The following is a 16,616-nucleotide window of genomic DNA, read 5'->3' as shown; positions in this document are numbered from 1 at the left end:
ATCGAATATTAAAGTGATGCAAACAGACACACTTTTCCCGTCAACATCTTGCTCAATCCTTGCCGGTCAACATCATCTCAGATGTCACCCGGGCCAAGCACCCGAGCCCCATCAGAATCGCAAACCAAAGCGTGACAAGGCGAACTGCGATGGCCGCTGCGACAGCCGTCGAATGAGACGTGCCGTGGTCGACCAGTTGGATCACCAATGAGGCCTCCATCGCTCCCAGCCCTCCCGGCACCATGCTGGCCGCTCCCAGAAGCGTCGCGTTGACGTAGATTTCCACGGCGCGTGAAAGCGGCAACGCGATGCCGACGCCGTCGCAGATCCAAGCGAAGACCAAGGCCTGGACGCCGTAGGCACAGGCAGCCAGGAAGGCAAAGAGCGCCGCATTCCGAAATGACCAGAGCCGCGCCCATTGCAAGATGGCCTCCGACAGCAGTCTTCCGGGTCTCCGGCCAATGAGTCCGATCAGTGTGGCGCAGCGCTCGAGCACGGGGGGATGCAGCGCTAAACACCGAATGAGGAAACAGGCCACGAGGAGAACGACCAGCGCCCAGCCTGCATAGTTGAATCGCGAATGGCCCAACCACCCGGCGAACGCACCCAGCAGGCAAACGCCCAGCACGTCCGACAGCCTGTCGGCAAGAAAAGCCGCGAGGCTTCGGGACACGGGCACTCCCCGGGGCGCAAGCAGCACTGAACGAATGGTTTCGCCGACTTTGCCTGGGGAGGCAGTGAGGGCGAGCCCCGATAGATAGATGGTGAGGTTGGCCGCGACCGGCACGCGGCTGCCCATCCAGGACAGCGCGGCATGCCAACGGGCAAAGCGCATGAAGAAACTGATGCTCGCCACACCAGCGGCCGCGAGCATCGCCGGCACTCCGAGCAATCCGAGCGCCTGCAAGATCTCGGCACGGCCGCTCCACAGCGCGGCGCCGAGATAGAGGGCCGCGCCGGCAAGCACGAAGAACACCAGGCGACGCACGAACTGCGGGCCAAGCAGGTCGCGCGATGGCGGTGTTCGCGGATTGCTCTCGCCTGCACTCATCGAAAGGTCAGCATCCGATGGCCAAAATAGCTCGTCACCGCCGGCACGGCCACGCCCACAAGGTGGCCGATGGCCTCCACGTGATCGACCACCCCCAAGAGTGGCAGCAGCCAGCGAGCCAGCAGAAGACTGATGATCAGCGTCTGCAGCACGGCCAACACGTTGACGGCTGCAAACTTGAGCACTTGCGGAGTGAGGGCACCCCCGCGCCCCGAGAAGACGTGATGTCGCATCAGGACGAACGCCACCAGCATCCCCACCAGGTAGGCCAGCACGATGGCGACGCCGTAGCCCAGCCACAGACTGAAGACGAAGCGCGAGCCGTAGTTGGCCGCCGCCGCCAGCCCTCCGGCCAGAAGAAAGCGAATGAACTGAGAGTTCGGCAAGACGCTCGTCACGTTGGGGAATCCGCCAGTTTGGCCGCCGCAGCGGAACGAGCAAGAAGGCGGCCGAAACCGATGCTCTCCGAGATGCCTCGATCTTCGGGGTAGTAGTGCGAGGTATCTGCAACCCACAGGCCCGGCACCGGCAGGGCGGCAGGCGGCAGGCGATCCAGATAGCCCGGCTCGCAGATCGGCTGCGCGAAGCGATAGCGGCTGGCCCGCATGTCCACGAAATCATCCTCGGTCAACGCCGGGTTGATCTTCATGCAATAGGACCTCACCTTGGACAAGAAGATCTCGTCCGTGTCTCGATACTTCGGATGCTCGCCGGGCATGTAGAACGGCACGTAGAGCACATGCGGATCCAGCGGCCGGAGGTTGCTGTATTCGACCAGTCCCGGAATGTCCATTTCCGGGTCGTTGATGTTCAGCCAGAAATTCTCCGTGAGAGGCTTGCGCAGCTTGGCGATCACGCAGACGACCGCAATGTTCTTCAAGGCGGCGAAGCGCTCGAGAATCGGTGCGGGGAGGTCAGGCACGAGGCGTGGAACATAGGGCAAGGGAACCGTGCTGACCACCTTGTCGAAACTCTCGAGTCCGGAGGCGGTCTGCAGCCCGCGCACGCATCCCTCCTCGATCACCACCCTCGACACAGGGGACGACAACCGAATCTCCCCGCCTTTGGCCTCGATGGCCGCCTTCAGCGCGTCGAGCAGTGTCTGGGAACCGCCTTCGAGGTAGCCGAGCTTTTCCTTGAACAAGTTGTAGCGGGATCTGCCGATGCGCCGAATGCGGCTCCAGATCCACGCGGCGGAGAGGTTGCTGCTGTAGTCGTAGAACTTGTACTCGAAGAGGCGTCGCCACAGCACTTCGTAGGCCTCGGCGCCTACCCAGCGCTTGATCCAGCCAACCGCATCGACATGATCGAGCGGCTTCCAGTCATCTCGCTTGGTCGATAGAAAGGCATGCAACCCATAGCGAAACTTCGCAATCCACCCCAAGCCCTTGAACCTCAGGAGGGCCATGGGATTGCCCCAGGGCTGCAAGCGGCCCTGATACCAATAGCCCATCTTGGTAGCGACCCAATGCATCTTTGAACTCAACCCGAGTTCGTTCAGGACTTGCAGGAACGCGGCGTCGGAGATGCAATGAAAATGGTAGTAGCGTTCAATCTGCAGGCCGCTGAAATCAAACGCAGCCGTCATGCCGCCGACCCGGTCGTCTGCTTCGAAGACCACCGGTCGATGGCCGTCGAGCACGAGCTGGTAGGCCACTGCGAGGCCCATGGGGCCCGCCCCCAGGACGGCGACGCGCTGCGAAGGGGGTGAAGAAGGCTGTGTCATCTCAGAATTCCAACGCAATGTGGCTGTAGACCGGATGGGTGAAGGTCTCTTCGATCGCCTTCGAGAAGGGCGTGCTCCGAATGCCGAAAATGCCTGGCCAGTCGATCACCTCGAACTCGTCTCGCGCGACCAGCGCCTGCAATTGCTGCGTGGTGAAAGGCGGACTGCGGTCGAACAGGGCCCAGACCCACAGGAGCGCATAAAAAAGGTTGTATGGAATCTTGACGATCCGTGCCCTGGCATGCGTGACACGCTTGATTTCGCGAATGATGTCGATGTAGTCGACCTGTTCATGGCCGGAGATATTGAAGGTGCCTTGAAGGACCTCGTTCTCGATGCAGCTGATGATCACATTGCAGAAATCGCCCACGTAGAGCGGCTGCCGCATGAAGCGCCCATCGCCCGGCACCGGAAACACCGGGACCTTCGCCATGAAGCGCGACAGCCATCCAAGGTGCTTTCTGTCGAACCAGCCGAACATGAGCGTGGGCCGGAGGATCGGGCATTCGATGCCACTGCTGCGCACCATGCGCTCCTGGTCCTTCTTGGTGTTCGTGTAGAAATCGTCGGCAGCGGATTCGACGACCGAGGAACTGATGTGAATCAACCGGGCAACCCCGTTGCGCTTGATTTCATCCAGGATGAGTTGGGTGGACGTCATGTTGTTGTCCACGAACTCCTGATAGTCGATGCCGCCGATCTGGGCCTGAAGCATGACGACCACATCGGCGTCCGCGAAGTGCCGCCGCCATTCGCCCGGGCTGGCCAGATCGGCATACTCGGCGACGACATCCGGCTGCGACTGCTGCAGAACTTGGAGGTTCGCGCGATGCTTGTCGATCACGACGATGTTCGAATAGCCGCGCTCGCGCAGACGAGCCACGAGGTTCTGACCAACCAGGCCGGCACCGCCCGGCAGCACGATTTTTTTTTCGAGGAGTTGATTCATGTTGTTTGATCCGGCGATTCCCGACTTGTCGTCGAGGACGCGCATATGAGGGCAAGACACGCAAGCACAGCGCCCAAGGCCAGGAATCGTTCGGCCAGGGCAAGCAGCCGATCGATCAGCGCATCGAATCTCCCGCTTCTCACAGGGTCGCCCACCGCCATCCAGCTCGACGGGCTGCTGTCGACGGCACGAAGCGCGAATGGCCCGGGCTTCACTTCAAAATACAGTGCCGCCCACTTCTCGCCCGGGTCCTCGCGCAGGCGGAGTGGCTTGACGACGCCATCCTGCACGACCTCGAGGCGGCCCGCTCGCGAAGGGTAGCCTGCCACTTTGACCTGCATCGTCTCGCGCTGGCCGGCGTTGGGGCGGGCCCCGTAGTGAACGGCAACCTCGCCGATCTGCGCATCGCCCGCAGAGCCATAGCTTCCGAGCGCGACGCAGCCGCAGTCGAGCGTCCCCGGATAGACACCTCCGCGGGTAAAGGCCTGACCCCCCGCATGCTCCACCGCCACGGGCACCAACGGCGTCTGCAGATTCATCGGCAGAAACGACCGAACGACCGGCGATTCGAGAATGCGTATCAGGCCACCTGCGTCGTAGTACGGCAGTTCGAAGAACGGCAACGCCTTGGCTGCTGTTTCATCGTCGGTTCGAAGATATCGCACCAGGTTCACTTCCTGCTTGACCGCACCGGCACGCTTGCCGGCGGCGTTGGCCAGGATGGTGTCCATCTGCGCCATCAACGCATTCACGAAGAACGCGAGCCAGCAGGCCGCCATCAGCACCGCGCCGACGCGCGCGCGTGTCTTCATCCCCGCCATCAGCGTGAGCAGTGCCGCGAAATTGATCAGCAGCCCGATCGAATGGAGGTCGAGGTAGCGAGAGACCATGACATCGGACGCCCTGCCGAATGCGATGGCCACCGTCTGTCCTGCCAACCAGACCCCCATCGCGACCAGGAACCATCTCGGGTCGTTCGCTGCAGCGCGCTGCCGGAACACGGATACGGTCAACAGAATCCAAGGCAGATTCCGAACCAGAGCTGCCGGACCGGTGTGGTGCATCGCTGGCCACGCCAGGGCCGCATTCGCGGCGCGAGCGAACTGCTGCACATTAGCGGCCCTGAGTGCGCCGTGCTCGGCCACGCGCGGCACGCTGAGGACGCAGGCAGCAAACAGCGCGAGCAAGAGCAGCAGGGCAACCCACTCGCGCCGGCCGCGATGCGTCACGAGGCAGCATCGGGCAGCGACCGTTGCCAGCGCAGCGGCCGGCGCGAACGCGCCCGAAGCGAATGAAAAATAGGCGATCACCGCCATCGCTACCCCACCCCACCATGGGTTGCTCAGCGGGGCCGCCGTGACCAGCCACCAGATCGACAGCACGCTGAACAAGAGCAGGAAGTAGAACTGGCCCTGAAACCCGGTGATCGTGTTTTCCCATGCATATGGCACGGCGAAGATCGTCAGCGTGAACAACAGCATGGCCGAAATGCCCGTTCGGCCGGTCGCCTTGCCGAGCAGCCACACCAAGGTGGCGAGCGCCAGGACGTGCAGGCCCGCATTGACGACCATCTCCATCAAGGGGCTCCACAACTGGTTGAGGTAGAGCAGCGCGACGGCGAGCATGCGCGTTGTGAGAATCCGGTGCTCGTTGTGAGCCGACAACCAACGATCCCATGCCCAGTCGCCGTTCAGCAGCCTCTCGAACAACCGGGCTTCGGCATCCCATTGATCCCAATACGGCGTTCCGTTGGCATAGACACGAATCAGCCACAGCTTGGCCCCGAACAAGGCGACTGCGAAAGCGAGAAACTGAAGGCAGAGAACGCCCCACCGCAGATCGCGATCGCGTCGGAGGCTGACTGTCTGGAGCTTCACAGGCTCAGGCGTTTGAAGATTCCGCCGGGAATCGCACGAATGATCCGCATGATCCAGGCCCAGAACCAGGGCGTATAGAGCACATCGCGCCCACGCGAGACCGCGCGCTCGATGTCCGCGGCGACGCGATCGGGCGTGACCGTCAATCGCACAGGCAAGTCCAGACGCGCCGTCATCGCCGTCGCGACGAAGCCGGGCTTGATGAGCAACAAGTGGGCCCCGCGCTTTGCGAGTCGGGCGCGCAAACCGGAAGCGCAAGCCTCCACCGCGGCCTTGGCCGCGCCGTACACGAAGTTGCTGGGTCGACCACGATCGCCCGCAACCGAGCCGATCACGGCCAAGGTGCCGCTGCCCTGCGCTTCGAAATGTCCGGCCAATGCAAGCATGCAGACGATCGCACTCTCGCCATTGATTCGCAACTGATCCACGGCATAGCCGAGATCGTTGGCGGCGCGCTCCTGGTCAGGCAAGGAGCCGTGTGCGATCAAGGCGAGGTCGATCGAACCCAGTTCCTTCCATGCGGCTGCAACGAACGCCGCAACCGCCGAATTGTCACTCGCCTCCCACACGACAGCGCCCGCCTGGCCGGCACCGCGCGCAAGGAGGTCGACGGCGATCGCGTCGAGTTTCGCGGCGTCTCGCGCCACCAGCACAAAGCGACCGCCCGCACTTGCGTAGCGGCGCGCGACGGCCTCCGCCATGCCGGAGGTCGCACCGATGATGAGGATGTTTTTCTTGATGGTCATAGGTTTTTGGGTCAGCCGGCGACGCGCCGCCAGAAGCGCGACATCAGCTTCGGGTCGCGCAATGCCTCGACTTGCTCCCACGCTGGGTAGGCGCCCCGGAAGTGCCGTGCACTCATGTGCGCATCCTTGGCCGGATAGAGTCGCCCGCCCGCCTCGTGCACGATCGCATCGAGACTGGCGAACAGGCGCTCGTTGGCGCGATCGTGCTGCGCGAAATCGAGAGCAAGCGAGGTGCCAGGCAGGGGAAAGGAAAGCAGGCCCGGCGACGCGATGTCGCCGCATTGCTTGAGCACGGCCAGAAACGATCCGGTGCCGCTGCGGGCAATCTCGCGAAGCACGCTGCGCACAGCCTCCCGTGCGTGCGCACGCGGCACCACGCACTGGTATTGCTGGAAGCCGGCACGGCCGTAGATCCGGTTCCAGTGCAACACCTTGTCGAGTGGATAGAAGAACGGGTCGTAGCCGACCGTGGCGCTCGCTTCCATCGCGCGCTGGCGATGGTAGTACAGCGCGTTGAACGCTCGCAGACTGAGCGTGTTGACCAGTGAAAACGGAGGATCGATCGGCATGCGCCGGGGCCGGGCCGAGGCAATCTCCAGGTTGCCGTCGTCGGCGTGGTCGCCGACGATGTAGTGGCCGCGTCCTGCCCGGCTTCCGGTGGCAAGGCAATCCACCCAGGCGACTGCATATTCGTGTTGTGCGTCGTGCTGCGTCGCCAGTTCGAAGAATGCGTCAAGGTCGCCAAACTTGATGCTGCGTTGCGCGACGCGACTGGATGCAACCCGGCGCAGTTGAAGCTCCACGGACAGCAGGACGCCCGTCAGCCCGAGCCCACCCACGGTGGCCGCGAACAGCGGGGCATTGGACTGCATGGAACATTCGACGACGCCTTCGCTGGACCGATACATCGTCAGGCGCCTAACATGGCGCCCGAACGTCCCCATCACGTGATGGTTCTTCCCATGCACATCGTTGGCAACCGCGCCGCCGAGAGTCACGAACTTGGTACCGGGGGTGACCGGCAGGAACCAACCGCGCGGCAGGGCGAAGCGAATCAACGCATCCAGCGTCAGCCCCGCCTGGGCCGTGATCCGGCCGGTCTGCCAATCCACGGCCAGGACGCGGTCCATGGCATCCATGGCAAGCACATGGTCGGATTCCGCCATGCACGAGTCGCCATAGCTGCGTCCTTTCCCATAGGCGATGCCGCCGCCCGAGCCCAATGTCGAGATGGAGGCCAAACCGCTCTCCACGTCCGCAGGCCAGTGCACGGGGTGCGCCACTTGCGGGTGCTTGGGGAAGCGGCCCCACGACTCGAGTTTCAGGGACATCAGTGCGCCGCCAGCATGAATGCCAGCGCGAAGGCGACGCCGACCCAGCGGCTCACTCGGTCGCGCAAGGCGAACACGATCGGATCGTCGTTCATCTGACCGCGGTGCGCCAGCAGCCATACACGGCTCAGCCAGAAGAGCAGCAGCGGGCAGGTCACCCACATGCGCTCGGGGTGCGCGTACAAGACCTGCGCCGCACTGTCGTTGATGTAGAGAGCCAGCACGAGCACAGCCACATAGCCTGCGGCCCCCCCCAGCGAGGCCAACAATTCGAAGTCGTTCGCCATGTAGCCTCGACCCGGCGTCGCCTGGTCGGTATTGCCCTTGACCTTCGCTTCGTGCAGTTCGGTGTATCGCTTGACGAAGGCCAGACTCAGGAAGATGAACATGCAGAACGCCAGGATCCAGAAGGTCGTCGGCACGGAGATCGCTGCGGTGCCAGCGACAACGCGCACCGTATAGAGCATGGCCAGCGCCACCACATCGACCATCACCATGCGCTTGAGCCATAGTGAATAGGCCAGCGTCAGCGCGTAGTAACCCAACAGCACGACCGAGAACGCTAGCGGCAAGCACAGCAACGCGACGCCGAACGCAACCAGCAGCAAGGCCGGCATCAAGAGCATCGCGTGCGCGATGGGGTATGCGCCTGCGGCGAGGGGCCGGAAGCGCTTGGTCCGGTGTTGGCGATCGTCTTCCAGATCAAGCAGATCGTTGAGCAGGTACACACTCGACGCGCAAGCTCCGAAGCACAGGAAGGCCAGCGTGGCATCCAGCAACAACGGCAGTTCGGTCAGCCTGTGCACGGCGAGCAAAGGCACGAACACGAGCAAGTTCTTGGCCCATTGGTGCATTCGCAACGCTCGGCGCAGCACGCCCAGATACCCGGCGCGGTCGTCGAACAATTCGCCCATGCGTCCGAGCCGACGCGCACGCACCAGCACGCCTCGATCCGGATTGGCGACGTGGGTCAATGTCGCGGCCTCCCAGACCGCGACATCGGCGCCGGAGTTGCCCACATATTCGAAGGCCCCCTGTCCGAAACGGCCGATCAGCGCGTCGCGCTTGTGCCTCGCGGCCAGGTTGCGATCCTCTGTCCCGAGCACCTCGTCGAAGATTGCCACGTGAGCGGCCACCCTCTGGGCCAGGCGCAGGTCCGAAGCTGTCGCCAGCACCAAGACCGCGCCCTCCGCCTTCCTCGCCTTCAGCCACGCGAGCAGGGGCTCGTTGTAAGGCAGCGTGTGCACGTCCGGCAACACGGCATCTGCGATTCGCCGCTTGAAGTGGGCCTTGCCCTTGAACAGCCAGACGAAAATGTTGAGAAAGCGCACGGGGTGCTTGCGCAAGAAAAGAAAGATGCTCTCGACCAGCAGATCGGAGCGAATCAGCGTTCCGTCCAGGTCGACGACGATGGTTCGCGTCATGTCAGAGCAGGCGCGGAAGCGTCGGAACGGCGATCGCGGCGAAACCGCGAAGGGCGTTCAAGCGAATGTCTCCGCGACGTCGAACCTGGCGCCGGCAGCGTCCTTGGCAGACAAGCTAGGTGCCTCGCCTTGCAAGGGCCACGCGATCGCCAGTTGAGGGTCGTCCCACACGATCGCGCGCTCGTGCGCCGGCGCATAGAAATCGGTCGTCTTGTACAGAAAATCTGCAGATTCGCTGGTCACGAGAAATCCGTGGGCGAAGCCTTCCGGCACCCACAATTGTCTGTTGTTCGCCTCGCTGAGTTCCACGCCAACCCACTCGCCGAAGGTCGGCGAGGAACGGCGGATGTCGACTGCGACGTCGAATACCGAACCTCGCACGACGCGAACGAGCTTCCCCTGCGTCTGCTGGACCTGGTAGTGCAGCCCTCGCAGCACACCCCTCGCAGACCGGGAATGATTGTCCTGGACGAACTCCACATGGCGGCCCACGGCTTCATCGAACACCTTCTGGTTGAAGCTCTCGCAAAAGAAACCACGGGCATCGCCGAAGACCTTGGGCTCGAAAACCAGCACATCGGGAATCGAGGCGCGCACCACGTTCATGAGTGCACCTTGTCTTCCAGCAGACGGGAGAGGTAGCGGCCGTAGTTGTTCTTGTTCAGTGCCGCCGCCAGCTGGGTCAGTTGCTCACGGTCTATGTATCCTCTGCGCCACGCGATCTCCTCGGGACAAGCGATCTTCAGCCCCTGCCGATGCTCCAGCGTCGCGATGAACTGCCCCGCTTCCAGCAAGCTCTCGTGCGTGCCGGTATCCAGCCACGCGTAGCCGCGCTGCATGATCTGGACATTGAGACTGCCGGCATCGAGGTACGTCTGGTTCACCGCGGTGATCTCCAGTTCTCCACGCGCGCTCGGCTTCACGGCCTTGGCAATGCCAACCACCTGGTTGTCGTAGAAATACAGCCCTGTGACCGCGTAGCTGCTCTTCGGATTGGACGGCTTCTCCTCGATGCTGCTCGCCTTCCCGTCGGCATCGAATGCCACCACGCCATAGCGCTCCGGATCCTGAACGTGGTAGGCGAACACCGTCGCGCCGGCGACCTTCTCGTCGGCATCGGAGAGCAGGTGCACGAGATCGTGCCCATAGAAGATGTTGTCCCCGAGCACCAGCGCACTGCTTGAATTCCCGAGGAACTTCTCTCCGATGATGAAGGCCTGCGCCAAGCCGTCCGGACTGGGCTGCACCGCGTACTGCAGGTTGATCCCCCACTGGCTGCCGTCCCCCAGCAGCTGCTGGAAGCGCGGCGTGTCCTGCGGTGTGCTGATGATCAGGATGTCGCGCATGCCGCCCAGCATCAAGGTGCTCAGCGGGTAGTAAATCATCGGCTTGTCGTAGACCGGCAGGAGTTGCTTGCTCATGGCCAGCGTCGCCGGGTGCAGCCGCGTGCCGGAGCCGCCTGCCAGGATGATGCCTTTGCGTTGGGTCATTCTTTGTCGTCTCGAATCAGAGGGTTTCGGCCAGCATGCGCGCGACGCCGGCCTGCCAGTGCGGCAGCTTTAGGCCAAAAGTCGCCTGCAGCTTGTCAGTATTCAGCCGGGAATTGTGTGGGCGAACCGCGGGCGTGGGGAACGCACTGGTCGGCACCGCATCGACCGCGTCGGGCGAAGCCTTGAGCGCGACCCCTGCCGCCTGGGCCTGTGCCAGCACGAAGCGGGCATAGCCATGCCAGGTGGTCTCGCCGCCCGCCACGAGGTGATACAGCCCCGCCTTGCCCGGGTCGGCAACGGTCGCGCGGATGGCATGGGCCGTCACGTCGGCCAGCAGTTCCGCCCCGGTCGGCGCACCGAACTGGTCGTCGATCACGGTCAACCGGTCACGCTCCTTCGCCAGCCGCAGCATCGTCTTGGCGAAGTTGCCGCCGCGCGCCGCATAGACCCAGCTGGTGCGAAAGATCAGGTGCCGCGCGCAATGCCGCGCGACCAGCAGCTCGCCTTCGAGCTTGGTGCTGCCATAGACGCTGAGCGGCGCCGTGAGGTCGTCCTCGAGCCAGGGCTTGTTGCCGCTGCCATCGAATACGTAGTCGGTCGAGTAGTGCACCATCAGGGCGCCGATTTCCTGCGCCGCCTGTGCCACCACGCCCGGCGAGGTCGCATTCAGCTTGCGCGCGAACTCCGGCTCGCTCTCGGCCTTGTCGACCGCGGTGTGCGCCGCCGAATTGACGACCACGTCGGGCCGCACCTTCAGCACCGTTTCGGCCAGCTGTTCCGGGCGGCTGAAATCGGCATGGAAGTCGGTGCTGTCGAAATCGAGCGCCACCACCTCGCCCAAGGGAGCCAGGCTGCGCTGCAGCTCCCAGCCCACCTGCCCGCCCTTGCCGAGCAGCAGCAGCTTCATGCCGCCGCCTTGGCGGGCGCAGCCTCGTACTGCTTCTGCACCCATTCGCGGTAGGCACCGCTCTGCACGTTGGCCACCCATTCGCCGTTGGCGAGATACCACTCGACGGTCTTGCGGATCCCGGTGTCGAAGGTCTCGGCCGGCTTCCAGCCCAGCTCGCGTTCGAGCTTGCGCGCATCGATCGCGTAGCGGCGGTCGTGGCCCGGGCGGTCGGTGACGTAGCTGATCTGCTCGCGGTAGCTCTTGCCGTCGGCCCGCGGACGCAGCTCGTCGAGCAGCGCGCACACGGTGTTGACGATCTCGATGTTGGGCTTCTCGTTCCAGCCGCCGACGTTGTAGGTCTCGCCCAACCGGCCGGCTTCGAGCACGCGGCGGATCGCGCTGCAGTGGTCCTTCACGTAGAGCCAGTCGCGCACCTGCATGCCGTCGCCATACACGGGCAGCGGCTTGCCGGCCAGCGCGTTGACGATCATCAGCGGAATCAGCTTCTCGGGGAAGTGGAAGGGGCCGTAGTTGTTCGAGCAGTTGGTCGTCAGCACCGGCAGGCCGTAGGTGTGGTGCCAGGCCCGCACCAGATGGTCGCTGGCCGCCTTGCTGGCCGAGTACGGGCTGTTGGGCTCGTACTTGTTCTCTTCGGTGAAGGCCGGGTCGGTGGCAGACAACGAGCCGTAGACCTCGTCGGTCGATACGTGCAGGAAGCGGAAGGCGGCCTTCTGGTCGGCCGGCAGCGCGCTCCAGTAGCCCCGCACCGACTCCAGCAGTCGGAAGGTGCCGAGCACGTTGGTCTGCACGAAGTCCTCGGGGCCGTGGATCGACCGGTCGACGTGGGACTCGGCCGCGAAGTTGACGATCGCGCGCGGCTTGTGCTCGGCCAGCAGCCGGTCGAGCAAGGCGCTGTCGCCGATGTCGCCCTGCACGAAGACGTGCTTCGGATTGCCGTCGAGCGACGCCAGGGTCTCGAGATTGCCCGCGTAGGTCAGCTTGTCCAGGTTGACCACGGCCTCGCCCTGTTGCGCAGCCCAGTCGAGAACGAAATTGGCGCCGATGAAGCCGGCGCCCCCGGTTACCAGGATCATGGGGGTCCCTCGTTATTGTCGAATGTCAAATGGTCGCCTGGCGGCGCTCGAACCGGCGATTATCCCATCCGCGGATGTTTCATTTTGCAGCTAGAACCTTAGCTCTACACCGACCCCCGGCCGCCGCGCTAGAGTGGCTGACCATCCCAAGGAAGACCCATGCCGACCTCCGACGACGACAAACCCGCCGACCGCATCAAGGACTCCGCCCAGCAGATCTGGCTCGCGGGCCTGGGTGCCTTCGCCAAGATGCAGCAGGAAGGCAGCAAGGCCTTCGAAGCCCTGGTCAAGGATGGGGCCGGCGTGCAGAAGAAGACCCAGCAGGCCGCCGAAGAAACCCTGGCCCAGGCGCAGGCCCGGATGGCCGGCTTCGCCAGCGAGTTCGGCACCAAGGCCGCGGGCGGGTGGGGCAAGCTCGAGAACATCTTCGAAGAACGGGTCGCCCGCGCCCTCGAAAAGCTCGGCATGCCGTCGGCCGACGAAGTCGCGGGCCTGCGAGCCCGGGTCGAGGCGCTCGAGGCGCAGCTCAAGCGCCAGGCCAGCGCCGCCGCGCCCCGCAAGACCGCCGCGCGCAAGACCTCGGAGCCGGCCAAGCCTTCGCAGCGGCACAAGCCGGGCGGCGCCGGCTGAAGCGCCCTGACCGGACCCTGAGCGCCCGCGCGGCGCTCGCCCGCCGGCGCGCCGCCTCCCCTGCTTTCGCGGACTTGCGCTAGAGTGCTCCCCACGAGACAAACGGGGCTACGACATGGCCAAAAAAGCGCCACGCCGCACTGCGCAACGCATCCTCGAAGCCGCACTTGACCTGTTCAACCGCTTCGGGGAACCGAACGTCTCCACCACCCTGGTCGCCGGCGAGCTCAACATCAGCCCCGGCAATCTCTACTATCACTACCCCGCCAAGGACGAGCTGATCAACCGGCTCTACGAGGGCTACGAAACCGAGCTGCTCGAACTGCTGCATGCCAGCGACGGCGTGCACGACGTCGAAGACGCCTGGTTCTTCATGCACAGCCTGTTCGAGCTGATCTGGCGCTACCGCTTCCTCTACCGCGACCTGAACGACCTGCTCAGCAAGAACCGCCATCTCGAGACCCAGTTCCAGCTGGTGCTCAAGAACAAGACCCGTGCCATCCGGGCCCTGATCGCCGGCCTGGGCCGCGCCGGCCACCTCGACATCGATGCGCGGGAGGTCGACACCCTGGCGCAGAGCATGGTGGTGGTGCTGACCTACTGGCTCAGCTACGAATACGTGCGCAACCCGCGCGAGGCCCTGGAGCCGGCGCACGCCCAGGGGGCGCTGATGCGCGGGGCCCACCATACCCTGCACCTGCTGGCGCCCTATCTCGCCACCGAGCAACGCCGCCACCTGCTGGCCCTCAGCAGCGCTTATGCTGGCGAAGATCAATCCGCGATGGCCTGACACCTCATAGAGCGAATGAATCCTCACCCACCTGACCCGCTTTCGCTGCTTTCGTCCCGGGAACCCGACACGGTGGGGCAATGGACCCGGCTGCCCTACCGCGACGGGCCTCGCTTCAACGCCGCCGACCTGCACCAGCACTGGCCCCGGCTGCATGTCGGTCAGGGCCTGCCGACGCCGCCGCAGGGTCCGCTCGCCGAGGGCTGGGCGCTCTATCACAGCGGGGATTTCGAACGCGCCGCCGCGCTCGGGCTGGCGCACGCGCCCGAAGGCCTGGCGCTCGCCAACCAGGCGACGGCGATCTACGCCAACTACCTCGAGCCGCGCGAATCCGTGCGGCAGGCGCTGTTCAAGCAGGTGGCCGAGCGCGCCACCGCGCAGCTCGCGTCGGATCCGGACGATTGCCAGGCCCTGTACTGGCAGGCCTACGCGCTGGGGCGCTACAGCCAGGGCATCAGCGTGGCGCGGGCCCTGGCGCAGGGCCTCGGGACCAAAGTCAAAGGCGCGCTCGAACACCTGATCGAGCTGCGGCCGCAGCACGCCGACGCCCATGTGGCGCTGGCGGCCTTTCACGCCGAGGTGATCGACAAGGTCGGCTCGCTGGTGGGCCGCATGACCTACGGCGTGCGCACCGACGCCGCCGTCTCGCTGTTCGAGCGCGGGCTCCAGCTCAACCCCCACTCGGCCAGCGCGCTGGTCGAATACGCCCGCGGCCTGCTGATGCTGCACGGCGATTCGCGCATGCCCGAGGCCACCCGGCTCTACGAGAAGGCGGCCCACCTCGAACCGGCCGACGCGCGAGAGCGGCTCGATGTCGAGCTGGCGCGGGCCGGATTGATCGATTGATCTATCTCAACGGCGCCGTCACTTAAGATCGCGCTTCGTTCCTCATCTTGCATCCATCTTTCATGTCCGACCTGAACGCCCTGTTCGAATCCGCCCAAGCCAACTCCAAGCTGCTCGCCGAGCGCCCGGACAACCCCACCCTGCTGAAGATCTACGGCCTGTTCAAGCAGGCGACGGCCGGCGACAACGCCGAGAAAAAACCCAGCTTCAGCGACATCGTGGCGCGCGCCAAGTGGGACGCCTGGACCGCACGCAAGGGACTGAGCGCCGACGAGGCGAAGCAGCAGTACGTCGACCTGATCGAGTCGCTGCGCTGAACGGCGCCCGGCTCAGGCCGGTGCCGCGCCGGCCAGCAATTCGTCGAGACTGCTTGCGAGCCGCTGCTCGATCTGACCGCTGAAGGCCGCGAACAGGAAACCCAGCGTGGCCTCGAGCCGGAGGCGGTCGGCGCCGACCTCGACCCGGCCATCGACGCCGTCGCGGGTGAACTCCGCCTGGTCGCCATCCGCGCCTTCGACATAGCGGCACTCCAGGCCGTACGCCTCCTCGGCCTTGCGCATCCACCGGCGCGAGACCTCCCGGGCACCGGCCAGGCCGAGTTGGTGGGCGCGTTCGATCACGATGTCAGCCACCTCGGCCTCCTTGCTGTTGTCGTTGATTTGTCGGGGCGCCCGCCGTCGCTGGCGCGGCCTCGGTCCGCAGCGCCTGCCGGCGCTCGGCCTTGGGCATTTCGGCCAGCCGCTTGACCGCCGCGTAAAAGCGCGGCCAGTCTTCGCCTTCGCGCTCGAACAGGGCCTCGAAGCCCGGCACCAGCTCGTCGTAGGCGGCCTGGGCGCCGAACATCGCGTTGTTGGCCCGCGCCACCCAGCCGTCGTAGACGCCCTGCCGCGGGCCGGTCCAGCCTTCGCGCAGCTTCGCGAAGCGTTGCCGGAAATCGGCCATCGCGTCGGCCTTCATGGCGTCGACCGCCGGCCAGTCCTGCGCCTTGGCCGCGGGCGAGCCGTAGACCGCCTCCAGCGCCCGCCGCGTCTCGGCCGTGAGCGCGCGGAACTGCTGGCGGCGGCCGTCGAACTGCGCGTAGTCGAGACGCGCCGCCTCGCTCGCATGCGTGCGCAGCCATCGGGCGCCGCCGATGCGTTCCACCGCGGTCGCGAAGGACTCGTTGAACATGGTGTCGTCGGGCACGTACAGCACCTGGTGCGCGAGTTCGTGGAACACCAGCCGGGCCAGCTCGCCTTCCGGATAGCCGATGAAGGTGGACAGCAGCGGATCGCCGCCGGCCCAGTTCATCCAGCCCAGGGTCGAGTACGCCGGCACCGGGTAGACGGCGGTCTCCAGGCCCTGCGACTGCTGGGCGGCGGCCTCGGCATTGGCGGCGGCCTCGTCGTAGTAGCCGCGGTAGCCGACGCAGCCCGCCACCGGGAAGCACCAGGTCTTCAGGGTCAGCGCGTGCGGCGGTGCGGCGACCACGTTCCACAGTGCCGCGTTGCGGTGCAGGTCGGCATAGGACTTGTAGCTGTCGTTGTCGGGCAGACCGAGTTCGGCCACCGCAAACTGGCGGATGCGCTGCGTCAGCGCCAGCTTGGTCTTGAGCGCCTCCGACGTGGCCGGATCGTCGAGCCACTCGGGCACCGGCCGGGCGGCGCGCATCAGGCCCAGGTGCCCGCTGGCCGACTGCCAGTAGTAGCCGAGGTCGGCGCAGCCCGCCAGCAGCGCCGACGCGGCGAGCACCGCCAGCGCTGCCGCGCCGCGCCTGCCTGGCCTCACCGGGTC

At 65.1% G+C, this 16,616-nt stretch carries 18 protein-coding genes; 4 read left to right on the top strand and 14 right to left on the bottom strand.

Annotated elements, in window-relative coordinates:
* Positions 1 to 52: 52 nt before the first annotated feature.
* From QTI68_RS14050 to rfbB, 12 genes are all read right to left on the bottom strand, one after another.
* On the bottom strand, positions 53 to 1,051 hold the full coding sequence (locus QTI68_RS14050; protein WP_286522130.1) for a lysylphosphatidylglycerol synthase transmembrane domain-containing protein: 999 nt from the start codon (positions 1,049 to 1,051) through the stop codon (positions 53 to 55).
* Positions 1,048 to 1,449, bottom strand: coding sequence for a GtrA family protein (locus QTI68_RS14045; RefSeq protein ID WP_286522128.1), 402 nt, complete (start codon positions 1,447 to 1,449; stop codon positions 1,048 to 1,050). Before QTI68_RS14045 ends, QTI68_RS14050 begins: the two co-directional genes overlap by 4 nt.
* Positions 1,446 to 2,777 carry an NAD(P)/FAD-dependent oxidoreductase gene (locus QTI68_RS14040; protein ID WP_286522127.1) on the bottom strand — a complete coding sequence of 444 codons (1,332 nt, stop codon included), beginning with the start codon at positions 2,775 to 2,777 and terminating at the stop codon, positions 1,446 to 1,448. Before QTI68_RS14040 ends, QTI68_RS14045 begins: the two co-directional genes overlap by 4 nt.
* A 1-nt stretch (position 2,778) precedes the next feature.
* Entirely contained in the window at positions 2,779 to 3,726 is a 948-nt protein-coding gene (locus QTI68_RS14035) for an NAD-dependent epimerase/dehydratase family protein (RefSeq protein WP_286522282.1), read from the bottom strand.
* Complete coding sequence (locus tag QTI68_RS14030; RefSeq protein WP_286522126.1) at positions 3,723 to 5,516, bottom strand: hypothetical protein; 1,794 nt, start codon at positions 5,514 to 5,516, stop codon at positions 3,723 to 3,725. The genes QTI68_RS14035 and QTI68_RS14030 overlap by 4 nt, the downstream gene beginning before the upstream one ends.
* An 83-nt stretch (positions 5,517 to 5,599) precedes the next feature.
* Positions 5,600 to 6,349 carry an SDR family oxidoreductase gene (locus QTI68_RS14025; protein ID WP_286522125.1) on the bottom strand — a complete coding sequence of 250 codons (750 nt, stop codon included), beginning with the start codon at positions 6,347 to 6,349 and terminating at the stop codon, positions 5,600 to 5,602.
* 11 nt (positions 6,350 to 6,360) lie between these two features.
* Positions 6,361 to 7,680, bottom strand: a complete 1,320-nt coding sequence (locus tag QTI68_RS14020; RefSeq protein ID WP_286522124.1) for an FAD-binding oxidoreductase — start codon at positions 7,678 to 7,680, stop codon at positions 6,361 to 6,363.
* Positions 7,680 to 9,104, bottom strand: coding sequence for a UbiA family prenyltransferase (locus tag QTI68_RS14015; RefSeq protein ID WP_286522123.1), 1,425 nt, complete (start codon positions 9,102 to 9,104; stop codon positions 7,680 to 7,682). Before QTI68_RS14015 ends, QTI68_RS14020 begins: the two co-directional genes overlap by 1 nt.
* A 57-nt stretch (positions 9,105 to 9,161) precedes the next feature.
* Positions 9,162 to 9,710 carry a dTDP-4-dehydrorhamnose 3,5-epimerase gene (rfbC, locus tag QTI68_RS14010; RefSeq protein ID WP_286522122.1) on the bottom strand — a complete coding sequence of 183 codons (549 nt, stop codon included), beginning with the start codon at positions 9,708 to 9,710 and terminating at the stop codon, positions 9,162 to 9,164.
* Complete coding sequence (gene rfbA, locus QTI68_RS14005) at positions 9,707 to 10,594, bottom strand: glucose-1-phosphate thymidylyltransferase RfbA (RefSeq protein ID WP_286522120.1); 888 nt, start codon at positions 10,592 to 10,594, stop codon at positions 9,707 to 9,709. The genes rfbC and rfbA overlap by 4 nt, the downstream gene beginning before the upstream one ends.
* A gap of 16 nt (positions 10,595 to 10,610) precedes the next feature.
* On the bottom strand, positions 10,611 to 11,501 hold the full coding sequence (rfbD, locus tag QTI68_RS14000; protein ID WP_286522119.1) for a dTDP-4-dehydrorhamnose reductase: 891 nt from the start codon (positions 11,499 to 11,501) through the stop codon (positions 10,611 to 10,613).
* The gene (gene rfbB / locus QTI68_RS13995; RefSeq protein WP_286522117.1) at positions 11,498 to 12,577 is read right to left on the bottom strand and encodes a dTDP-glucose 4,6-dehydratase; all 1,080 of its coding nucleotides are present in this window, start codon (positions 12,575 to 12,577) and stop codon (positions 11,498 to 11,500) included. Before rfbB ends, rfbD begins: the two co-directional genes overlap by 4 nt.
* A 159-nt stretch (positions 12,578 to 12,736) precedes the next feature.
* Here rfbB and QTI68_RS13990 point away from each other — a divergent pair, with 159 nt between their 5' ends.
* The 4 genes from QTI68_RS13990 to QTI68_RS13975 all read left to right on the top strand — a co-directional run bounded on the left by QTI68_RS13990 (position 12,737) and on the right by QTI68_RS13975 (position 15,160).
* The gene (locus tag QTI68_RS13990) at positions 12,737 to 13,207 is read left to right on the top strand and encodes a phasin family protein (RefSeq protein ID WP_286522115.1); all 471 of its coding nucleotides are present in this window, start codon (positions 12,737 to 12,739) and stop codon (positions 13,205 to 13,207) included.
* A 115-nt stretch (positions 13,208 to 13,322) separates the two neighbouring features.
* On the top strand, positions 13,323 to 13,997 hold the full coding sequence (locus tag QTI68_RS13985) for a TetR/AcrR family transcriptional regulator (protein WP_286522113.1): 675 nt from the start codon (positions 13,323 to 13,325) through the stop codon (positions 13,995 to 13,997).
* Positions 13,998 to 14,012: 15 nt separating this feature from the next.
* A complete protein-coding gene (locus QTI68_RS13980) occupies positions 14,013 to 14,843 on the top strand; it encodes a tetratricopeptide repeat protein (protein WP_286522110.1) in 831 nt (276 codons plus the stop codon).
* A gap of 62 nt (positions 14,844 to 14,905) precedes the next feature.
* A complete protein-coding gene (locus QTI68_RS13975; protein ID WP_286522108.1) occupies positions 14,906 to 15,160 on the top strand; it encodes an acyl-CoA-binding protein in 255 nt (84 codons plus the stop codon).
* A 12-nt stretch (positions 15,161 to 15,172) separates the two neighbouring features.
* Here QTI68_RS13975 and QTI68_RS13970 read toward each other — a convergent pair whose 3' ends face one another.
* A complete protein-coding gene (locus tag QTI68_RS13970) occupies positions 15,173 to 15,475 on the bottom strand; it encodes a polyhydroxyalkanoic acid system family protein (protein ID WP_286522106.1) in 303 nt (100 codons plus the stop codon).
* Positions 15,468 to 16,610 carry an aminopeptidase gene (locus QTI68_RS13965; protein WP_286522105.1) on the bottom strand — a complete coding sequence of 381 codons (1,143 nt, stop codon included), beginning with the start codon at positions 16,608 to 16,610 and terminating at the stop codon, positions 15,468 to 15,470. The genes QTI68_RS13970 and QTI68_RS13965 overlap by 8 nt, the downstream gene beginning before the upstream one ends.
* Positions 16,611 to 16,616 lie beyond the last annotated feature (6 nt).

Source organism: Variovorax sp. J31P207 (assembly GCF_030316965.1).
In the GTDB taxonomy this organism is placed as follows: Bacteria; Pseudomonadota; Gammaproteobacteria; order Burkholderiales; family Burkholderiaceae_C; genus Variovorax; species Variovorax ginsengisoli_B.
Note: the sequence above shows the minus strand (reverse complement) of the source record. Positions and strands in the feature narration are given on the sequence as shown.